Origin of the sequence: Stenotrophomonas sp. CASM101 (assembly GCF_049384845.1) — a bacterium.
Taxonomy (GTDB): Bacteria; Pseudomonadota; Gammaproteobacteria; order Xanthomonadales; family Xanthomonadaceae; genus Stenotrophomonas; species Stenotrophomonas hibiscicola.
In genome coordinates, this window is sequence record NZ_JBMRFR010000029.1 from 24,269 (window position 1) to 31,951 (window position 7,683).

9 protein-coding genes and 3 tRNA genes are annotated in these 7,683 nt (G+C 66.2%); 10 read left to right on the plus strand and 2 right to left on the minus strand.

What is annotated here, in order from left to right; genetic code table 11:
- Window position 1 precedes the first annotated feature (1 nt).
- Together VG543_RS20825 and dapA are read right to left on the minus strand one after the other, a co-directional pair.
- Complete coding sequence (locus VG543_RS20825; RefSeq protein ID WP_019661179.1) at window positions 2–517, minus strand: hypothetical protein; 516 nt, start codon at window positions 515–517, stop codon at window positions 2–4.
- A gap of 32 nt (window positions 518–549) precedes the next feature.
- The gene (dapA, locus tag VG543_RS20830) at window positions 550–1,443 is read right to left on the minus strand and encodes a 4-hydroxy-tetrahydrodipicolinate synthase (RefSeq protein ID WP_019661178.1); all 894 of its coding nucleotides are present in this window, start codon (window positions 1,441–1,443) and stop codon (window positions 550–552) included.
- 164 nt (window positions 1,444–1,607) lie between these two features.
- Between dapA and VG543_RS20835 the strand changes: the two genes are divergently transcribed.
- The 10 genes from VG543_RS20835 to VG543_RS20880 all read left to right on the plus strand — a co-directional run bounded on the left by VG543_RS20835 (window position 1,608) and on the right by VG543_RS20880 (window position 7,505).
- Window positions 1,608–2,168, plus strand: a complete 561-nt coding sequence (locus tag VG543_RS20835; protein ID WP_019661177.1) for a glycine cleavage system protein R — start codon at window positions 1,608–1,610, stop codon at window positions 2,166–2,168.
- A 79-nt stretch (window positions 2,169–2,247) separates the two neighbouring features.
- On the plus strand, window positions 2,248–2,727 hold the full coding sequence (locus VG543_RS20840) for a peroxiredoxin (protein ID WP_019661176.1): 480 nt from the start codon (window positions 2,248–2,250) through the stop codon (window positions 2,725–2,727).
- A gap of 84 nt (window positions 2,728–2,811) precedes the next feature.
- Window positions 2,812–4,212, plus strand: a complete 1,401-nt coding sequence (locus VG543_RS20845) for a PhoH family protein (protein WP_019661175.1) — start codon at window positions 2,812–2,814, stop codon at window positions 4,210–4,212.
- The gene (locus VG543_RS20850) at window positions 4,209–4,715 is read left to right on the plus strand and encodes a hypothetical protein (RefSeq protein WP_019661174.1); all 507 of its coding nucleotides are present in this window, start codon (window positions 4,209–4,211) and stop codon (window positions 4,713–4,715) included. The genes VG543_RS20845 and VG543_RS20850 overlap by 4 nt, the downstream gene beginning before the upstream one ends.
- A 12-nt stretch (window positions 4,716–4,727) precedes the next feature.
- Window positions 4,728–5,396, plus strand: coding sequence for a YoaK family protein (locus tag VG543_RS20855; protein ID WP_180877714.1), 669 nt, complete (start codon window positions 4,728–4,730; stop codon window positions 5,394–5,396).
- A 65-nt stretch (window positions 5,397–5,461) separates the two neighbouring features.
- The gene (thiD, locus tag VG543_RS20860; RefSeq protein ID WP_423178935.1) at window positions 5,462–6,271 is read left to right on the plus strand and encodes a bifunctional hydroxymethylpyrimidine kinase/phosphomethylpyrimidine kinase; all 810 of its coding nucleotides are present in this window, start codon (window positions 5,462–5,464) and stop codon (window positions 6,269–6,271) included.
- Window positions 6,268–7,194 (plus strand): alpha/beta fold hydrolase, encoded by a 927-nt coding sequence (locus VG543_RS20865; RefSeq protein WP_312545460.1) that lies wholly within the window; start codon window positions 6,268–6,270, stop codon window positions 7,192–7,194. Before thiD ends, VG543_RS20865 begins: the two co-directional genes overlap by 4 nt.
- A tRNA-Arg gene (locus VG543_RS20870) sits at window positions 7,185–7,261 on the plus strand. Before VG543_RS20865 ends, VG543_RS20870 begins: the two co-directional genes overlap by 10 nt.
- 58 nt (window positions 7,262–7,319) lie before the next feature.
- Window positions 7,320–7,396 (plus strand) — tRNA-Arg (locus VG543_RS20875).
- Window positions 7,397–7,428: 32 nt separating this feature from the next.
- A tRNA-Arg gene (locus VG543_RS20880) sits at window positions 7,429–7,505 on the plus strand.
- Window positions 7,506–7,683: the final 178 nt, after the last annotated feature.

Sequence of the window (7,683 nt, forward strand, 5' to 3'; positions counted from 1 at the left end):
CTTACTGCGCCAGCTTCGCCTTGAGCGCGGCGATCAGCTTTACCGGCGCTTCGGCCGTGGCCGGCAGGCCGCGCGGGTCCACCGCGGAGATGTAGGCGCCGGCATCGACGGCCACCACGCGGACCAGGAAGTTGCTGCCTTCGTAGGCCACGTCATACGAGCCCAGCAGCTGCGCGCGGCTGGCGATGGTCACGCCTTCCACGCCTTCCAGCGCGGTGCCGACCTTGGCGAAGGCCTCATCCTTGCCACCGGCGATGGTGAAACCCGTGTTGCCCACGGCCGGGGCCGCAGCCACCGGGGCCGCCGGCTTGGTCGCCGAGGAAAGGGTCGGCACCTTGTTGTCGCCGGTGGTGGCCGGCAGGTTCAGGTCCGGCGGCACTTCCAGCGGACGCATTTCCGGGGCCAGGGCGTAGTCGCCCTTGACGCCGCGCTTGAAGCAGCCGGTGGTGCCGGCAGCGACCGCCACAGCAAGCAGGGCATAGGACAGCACGCGGACGGTGGAAACGGATTGACGCATGTGAATCTCCTGGGTCAGACCAAGACGGAAGGTCAGTGGCTGGAAAGGGCTTCGAGGGCGGCGATGTCGCCGGCAAGGTGGTCGGCGGCCGCATGGTGCGGCGCCGACAGCGGCAGCAGCGGCAGGCGCAGGTCATGGCCGACACCGATGCGGCGCAGCAGCGCCTTGACCGGAATCGGGTTCGGTTCAACGCCGCAGAAATCGTGGAACGGCTGCAGGCGCGCGTCCCAGGATTCGGTGGCTGCATGGTCGTGCGCGGCGGCCAGTTCGCACATCCGGCGGTAGGCACCCGGAAGCACGTTGGAGCCCACGGAGATCAGGCCATCGATGCCGGCCCGGATCGAGCGCGCGGCGGTGCCGTCATCGCCACTGAGGACCGCGAACTTCGGGCTGCGCAGCGCCAGCAGCGCCTGCACCCGGCCGGTGTCGCCCACCGCCTCCTTGATGCCGACGATGTTGGGGTGGCTGGCCAGTTCGGCCACGGTCTCCGGCTGCATGTCGCAACCGGTACGGCCGGGCACGTTGTACAGCACGACCGGCAACCCGCCCTGGTCGGCGACCGCACGATAATGGGCAATCAGGCCGGCCTGGGTCGGCCTTACGTAAGGCGGGGTGACCACCAGTGCATGGCTGGCGCCAAGCGCGGCCGCACGACGGGTCTGTTCGATGGTTTTGGCAGTACCGGACAGGCCGGTGCCGGCCATGACCGGGATGCGGCCGCCAATGCGTTCGACCGCGCTGGCCAGCAGCAGGTCGTACTCGGCATCGGTGAGGGTTGCCGCTTCGCCGGTCGAGCCGGCAACGACAACGCCATGGACGCCACCTTCCAGTTGCAGGTGCAGCAGGCGCTGCCAACCGTCGGGATCGAGGGCGCCGTCGGCCCGGAACGGGGTCGCCAGCGCGGTGATGAGGCCGGAAAGGGACAAGGACGTGCTGCTCTTGGCTGGAAAGGGAAAACGCCCGCCACGAAAGGCCGGGGGCGACCTGAATGTTACTTGCGGCGCGAAAGCACGGGCAAGTATGCTGGACACCGGTGGATCCCCGCCTCTGGCGGGCATTCAGACTCACGCATGCATTACCCGGAATCGCCTTGACCGACACCACCCCGCGCCCCGCGCCGAGCGAAAACCACCTCCTGATCAACGCCTACACGACGCATCCGGAGTCCCCCCTGCTGCCCGTCACCCGCCGCATCGCCGACAGCGGCTGCAATCTGGTGGACGCACGCCTGGCCACGGTCGGCCGCGACGTCTCGGTCACCGCCCTGGCCACCGGCTCCTGGGACTCGGTGGCCAAGCTGGAGGCGATGCTGACCCGGCTGGAGCGCGAGGAAGGGCTGAAGCTGGTCTGGTACCGCACCGCCGCCAAGCAGGCGCAGTCCAACCTGCTGCCCTACATCGTCGAGGTGATCGCCGCCGACAAGCCGGGCATCCTGTTCCAGCTGGCCGATTTCTTCGACCGCCAGGGCATCACCATCGAGAACCTGCAGAGCACGCGCTACCGCGCCATGCAGACCGGTGCGGAAATGTTCAGCGCACAGGTCACCATCGGCGTGCCGGCCAACATGCATATTGCCGCGCTGCGCGACGATTTCCTTGAGTTCTGCGACCACCTGAACCTGGACGCGATCATGGATCCCATGAAGTTCTGATTCTTCGCGCGTCTCTCACGCGCGCGTGGCGTTTCATGTAGCTGTAATGGCAAGAACCCAGGCTCGACAGAAGGACCTCATGAACAACGGCGACACCCTGGACAGCACTACCCTCTCCCTGCCGCTGGCCCTGTCCGGCGGCGACCACGCCACCCTCGGCGACTATGCCGGCCAATGGCTGGTGCTGTACTTCTATCCCAAGGACAGCACGCCGGGCTGCACCACCGAAGGCATCGACTTCAACGCCCTGCTGCCGAAGTTCAGGAAGGCAGGCGCGGTGGTACTGGGCGTCTCGCGCGATTCGGTGAAGTCGCACGACAACTTCTGCGCCAAACAGGGCTTCAACTTCCCGCTGGTCAGCGATGGCGACGAAGCGCTGTGCAGCGCCTTCGACGTGATCAAGATGAAGAACATGTACGGCAAGCAGGTACGTGGCATCGAACGCAGCACCTTCCTGATTTCCCCCGACAGCCGCATCGTGCAGTCCTGGCGCAAGGTCAAGGTTGCCGGCCATGCCGATGCCGTTCTCGCCGAACTGAAGGCCTCCCAGTCCAAGTGAGTCCCACTGCCTACCGTGTCTGCCATCACCCTGCCCCGCTGCAGGCCGTGGTGGTTTTTCCCTGCCCGTAACCAGGAATCGACGATGACCCGAGGCAAGCGCATCTACGTGCTGGATACCAACGTGCTGATGCACGATCCCACCGCGCTGTTCAAATTCGAGGAGCACGACATCTACTTGCCCATGCAGGTGATCGAGGAGCTGGACAACGGCAAGAAGGGCACCTCCGAAGCCAGCCGCAACGCTCGCCAGGTGAGCCGTTTCCTCAACGAGCTGGTGCAGGAATCCGGCCTGGACAACCTGGCCGACGGCATTCCACTGCAGCGTCCCAATGGCCTGCAGCTGCGCGGCAAGCAGAGCGCCGGCAAGCTGCGCTTCCAGACCAGCCATTTCGACGCGGGCAAGAGCTTTGGCAAGGTCATTCCGGACAATGCCATCCTCGGCGCGATCCTGGCCCTCAAGGAAGAAACGCCGGACCTGCCGGTGGTGTTCGTTTCCAAGGACATCAACCTGCGGATCAAGGCCGCCATCGCCGGCATCGTGTCCGAGGACTACGAGAACGACCGCGCACTGGACGATTTCAGCCTGCTCTACACCGGTGCCACCGAGCTGCCCGAAGACTTCTGGAAGCGCCACGGCGAGGATCTGCGCAGCTGGAGCGACAAGGGCCGCAGCCATTACGAGATCCAGGCGCAGGATGGCGAGGAGTGGTACCCGAACCAGTACGTCTACCTGCCCGGCGAAGACGAAGTCGAACTGCGCGTCAGCCGCGTGGTCGGCGACGGCAAGGTAGTGCTGTCGCTGGTCGATGATTTCCGCCACGGCAGCCATGCCGTGTGGGGCATCAGCGCACGCAACCGCGAGCAGAATTTCGCCCTCAACGCACTGATGGACCCGGAGATCGACTTCGTCACCCTGCTGGGCACCGCCGGTACCGGCAAGACCCTGCTGGCACTCGCCGCCGGCCTGGCGCAGACGATGGACCAGCAGCGCTACCGCGAGATCATCATGACCCGCGCCACGGTCAGCGTTGGCGAGGACATCGGTTTCCTGCCGGGCACCGAGGAAGAGAAGATGACGCCGTGGATGGGCGCGCTGACCGACAACCTGGAAGTGCTCACGCACAACCAGGAAGGCGGCACCTGGGGCCGCCAGGCCACCAACGACCTGCTCGCCAGCCGCATCAAGATCCGCTCGATGAACTTCATGCGCGGCCGCACGTTCCTGTCACGCTACCTGATCCTGGACGAGGCGCAGAACCTCACCCCCAAGCAGATGAAGACGCTGATCACCCGTGCTGGCCCCGGCACCAAGATCGTCTGCCTGGGCAACGTCGAGCAGATCGACACCCCGTACCTGACCGAAACCACCTCGGGCCTGACCTACGCGGTGGATCGCTTCAAGAACTGGCCGCATAGTGCGCACATCACCCTGCGCCGTGGCGAACGCTCGCGCCTGGCCGATTACGCTTCGGAGGTGTTGTGAACCGCTGCACCCGCCTGCTGCTGCCCACGGCTGCGATCGCCCTCGCAGCCGCGCTCGGCGCCTGCACCACCACGCGCGGCCCGGCCAGCGTGCCGACCGCCGAACGTACCGGACAATCCTGGGTGGTCACCCGCCCGATCATCGCCGCGCAGGTGCTCGACACCTGCTCGCGGCCCAGTCCAGGCCGCGAGGCGGGCCGGGTCAGCGGCTATTGGGCACCCAGCCGGCAGCAGATCGACCAACTGGAAGCACAGCTCTCGTCGCTGCAGGCACAGGTCCCGAAGGTGCTGGACTTCGACCGCCAGTACGTCGGCATCGAAAGCGCCGGCAAGCGGCTGATCTACGTCAACGCCTTCCATCTGCCCGATGGCAGCGGCATCAATCCGGCACGGGAAGCGATCCGCGTCTGCGACGGCGGCACGCAGTTCTGGGGCGCGGTGTTCGACCCCTCCAGCAATACCTTCAGCGAGCTGCAGTTCAACGGCGGCTTCGGCGGGCCCTGAGGGGCCTTGCCGATGGGAATACGCCTGCCCACCTGGGTCTGGATTGGTGCGGTCGCGCTCTCGTGCGTGGCCGGCATGGTCAACGTGGTCGGCTTCCTCGGCTTCGAGCATCAGGCGGTCAGCCACATGACCGGCAGCACCAGCCAGCTGGGCATGGCGCTGGCGCAGGGCGACTGGCGCGCGGTCGGCCATCTGTGGGGGCTGCTGATCGCGTTCTCACTGGGTGCGATGCTCAGCGGCCTGTTGATCCAGGACAGTACCCTGCAACTGGGCCGACGCTACGGCGTGGCGCTGGCCTTGGAGTCCGCGCTGCTGCTGGTGGCCATTCCGCTGTTCGAACGCCACCAGATCTGGGGCGCACTGGCCGCCGCCATGGCCTGCGGCCTGCAGAACGCGATGGCCACCACCTTCAGCGGCGCGGTGGTACGCACCACCCATCTCAGCGGCATGTTCACCGACCTCGGCATCGGCCTGGGCCACCTGCTGCGCGGATTGCCGCTGCAGGTACGACGCCTGACCCTCAGCGGCCTGATCATCAGCGGCTTCCTCGCCGGCGGCATCATCGGCGCCTGGCTGTTCATGCGCTGGCAGTACGACGCCCTGCTCGCCCCCGCCCTGCTGACCGGCCTGACCGGGCTGGGCTATGTGCTGTACCAGCAGTGGGCGCGCTGGCGGCATTGAGGTGAAGCGCATCCACGCATGGCGTGGGTCTACCTTCCCCTGCGGGACCACGGCACAATCGCGGAATGAGCCCGACCACTCCCGTTTCCGCTCTCACCATCGCCGGCTCCGACTCCGGTGGAGGGGCGGGCATCCAGGCCGACCTGAAAACCTTCGCCGCGCATCGCGTGCACGGCCTCTCCGCAATCACCGCACTGACCGCGCAGAACACGCGTGGCGTCATCGCCGTGCATGTGCCGCCGATCGACTTCCTGCGCGCGCAGCTGGAAGCCTGTTTCGACGATTTCGACATTCACGCGGTAAAGCTGGGCATGCTGGCCAACGCCGGCGTGATCAACGCCGTTGCTGACGCACTGGAGAAGCATCGTCCGCCGCACGTGGTGCTGGACCCGGTGATGGTCGCCACCAGTGGGGCGCGCCTGCTGGAAGACAGCGCATTGCAGGCCATGCGTGAGCGCCTGATCCCGCTGGCCACGCTGATCACCCCCAACACACCGGAAGCAGAACTGCTGGTCGGACGGAAGATCAGCAATGGCGATGACGCTGAGCGCGCGGCGTCAGCCCTGCTCGATCTCGGTGCCGGCGCCGTACTGCTGAAAGGTGGCCACCTGCAGGAAGGCAACCGCGTAATCAACCGCTACTTCGACGGCGTCAGCAACGAAGAATTCATCCACGCCCGCCTGCCACTGGACGCACATGGCACCGGCTGCACGCTGGCTGCGGCCATCGCCGCGCAGCTGTGCAATGGCCTGAGCCTGGCCAACGCCTGCGAAGCCGGCATCGATTACGTCGCACGCAGCCTGCAGCGGAGCCATGCCCCTGGTCGCAGCGAGGTGCGGGTGCTCGATCACTTCGGCGCGGCACCACACGCATGAACCTGGCGCCGCGCATCCTCGCCGTACAGTGCGACGACGGCCATCGCTACGAAGTGATTGCCTGCGTGCCCGCGCACCCCATTGCGCGCCTGCTGTGGCTGCCCGCGCTGGGCGTGGCCGCGCGCCATTACCTGCCGTTGGCGCAGGCGCTGGCTGCGAAGGGCGTGGCGGTGTACCTGCACGAGTGGCGCGGCAACGGCAGCAGTTCGCTGCGCCCATCGCGCGCGCTGGACTGGGGCTATCGCGAGGTACTCGAACAGGATCTGCCAGGCAGCCAGGCCGTTCTGGCTGCAGCGGATGAAGGGGCTGGCACCCTGCCCTGGATCATCGGCGGCCACAGCCTTGGCGGGCAGCTGGCCTGCGTGCATGCCGGACGCCATCCGCAGCACTTCAACCGGCTGTGGCTGGCCGCCAGCGGCTCACCGTTCTGGCGTGGCTTCCCGCCACCACGCGGATGGCTGCTGCCGCTGGTCTACCGCTTTCTGCCGTGGATCGCGCAGCGCCAGGGCGTGCTGCATGGCCGTCGCCTTGGCTTCGGCGGCACCGAGGCGCGCGGCCTGATTGCCGACTGGGCGCGCGTGGGCCTGAACAACCACTACGCCGCGTCCGGCATGGACGAAGACCTCGATGCGCAGATGGCGCGCGTGCATGGCAGCGCGCAGGCGGTGCTGATGGAGCACGACTGGTTGGCCCCCACCGGATCGATGCAGACGCTGCTGGCGAAGCTGCCGAATGTGGACGCGCAGCTGCGCGTGCTGTCCGCGCAGGAACTGGGCACGCGCGCCGATCATTTCGCGTGGCTGAAGGCGCCGGACGCCGTGGCTGACAGCTTTTTCATTCAGTTGGATGAAAATTTTCACAAAACTGTTGACGGTCCGCGCCGACATCCGCATAATTCCGCTCCTGTCGCAGGGCGCCCGTAGCTCAGTTGGATAGAGTACCTGGCTACGAACCAGGCGGTCGGGAGTTCGAATCTCTCCGGGCGCACCACTCGACAGGTTTCCGGCATCCGCCGCTGGAAATGCAGTAAAATTTGATTGTGTACCGCGCGCCCGTAGCTCAGTTGGATAGAGTACCTGGCTACGAACCAGGCGGTCGGGAGTTCGAATCTCTCCGGGCGCACCATACACAGTCAACACCACAAGTTTATGTAATTGGCGCCCGTAGCTCAGTTGGATAGAGTACCTGGCTACGAACCAGGCGGTCGGGAGTTCGAATCTCTCCGGGCGCACCATTACACCGAAACAGCAGGCCTCGGCCTGCTGTTTTTTTATGTGTGTTTTTCGGCAGGGCTGCGCCCTGCACCCGCCGAAGCAACAGCTATGGCCGAAGCAACAGCAACAGCAACAGCAACAGCTGGTTTCCTGAGGGATGGCGGGGTGGGTCCGGTTGCGGGAGACGCCGTAAACCCG

Coding starts and splice junctions, on each gene's coding strand:
- VG543_RS20855 (WP_180877714.1), top strand. CDS start 4,728: ATGGGAATACGCCTGCCCACCTGGGTCTGGATTGGTGCGGTCGCGCTC.
- VG543_RS20865 (WP_312545460.1), top strand. CDS start 6,268: ATGAACCTGGCGCCGCGCATCCTCGCCGTACAGTGCGACGACGGCCAT.
- VG543_RS20845 (WP_019661175.1), top strand. CDS start 2,812: ATGACCCGAGGCAAGCGCATCTACGTGCTGGATACCAACGTGCTGATG.
- VG543_RS20825 (WP_019661179.1), bottom strand. CDS start 517: ATGCGTCAATCCGTTTCCACCGTCCGCGTGCTGTCCTATGCCCTGCTT.
- VG543_RS20840 (WP_019661176.1), top strand. CDS start 2,248: ATGAACAACGGCGACACCCTGGACAGCACTACCCTCTCCCTGCCGCTG.
- thiD (WP_423178935.1), top strand. CDS start 5,462: ATGAGCCCGACCACTCCCGTTTCCGCTCTCACCATCGCCGGCTCCGAC.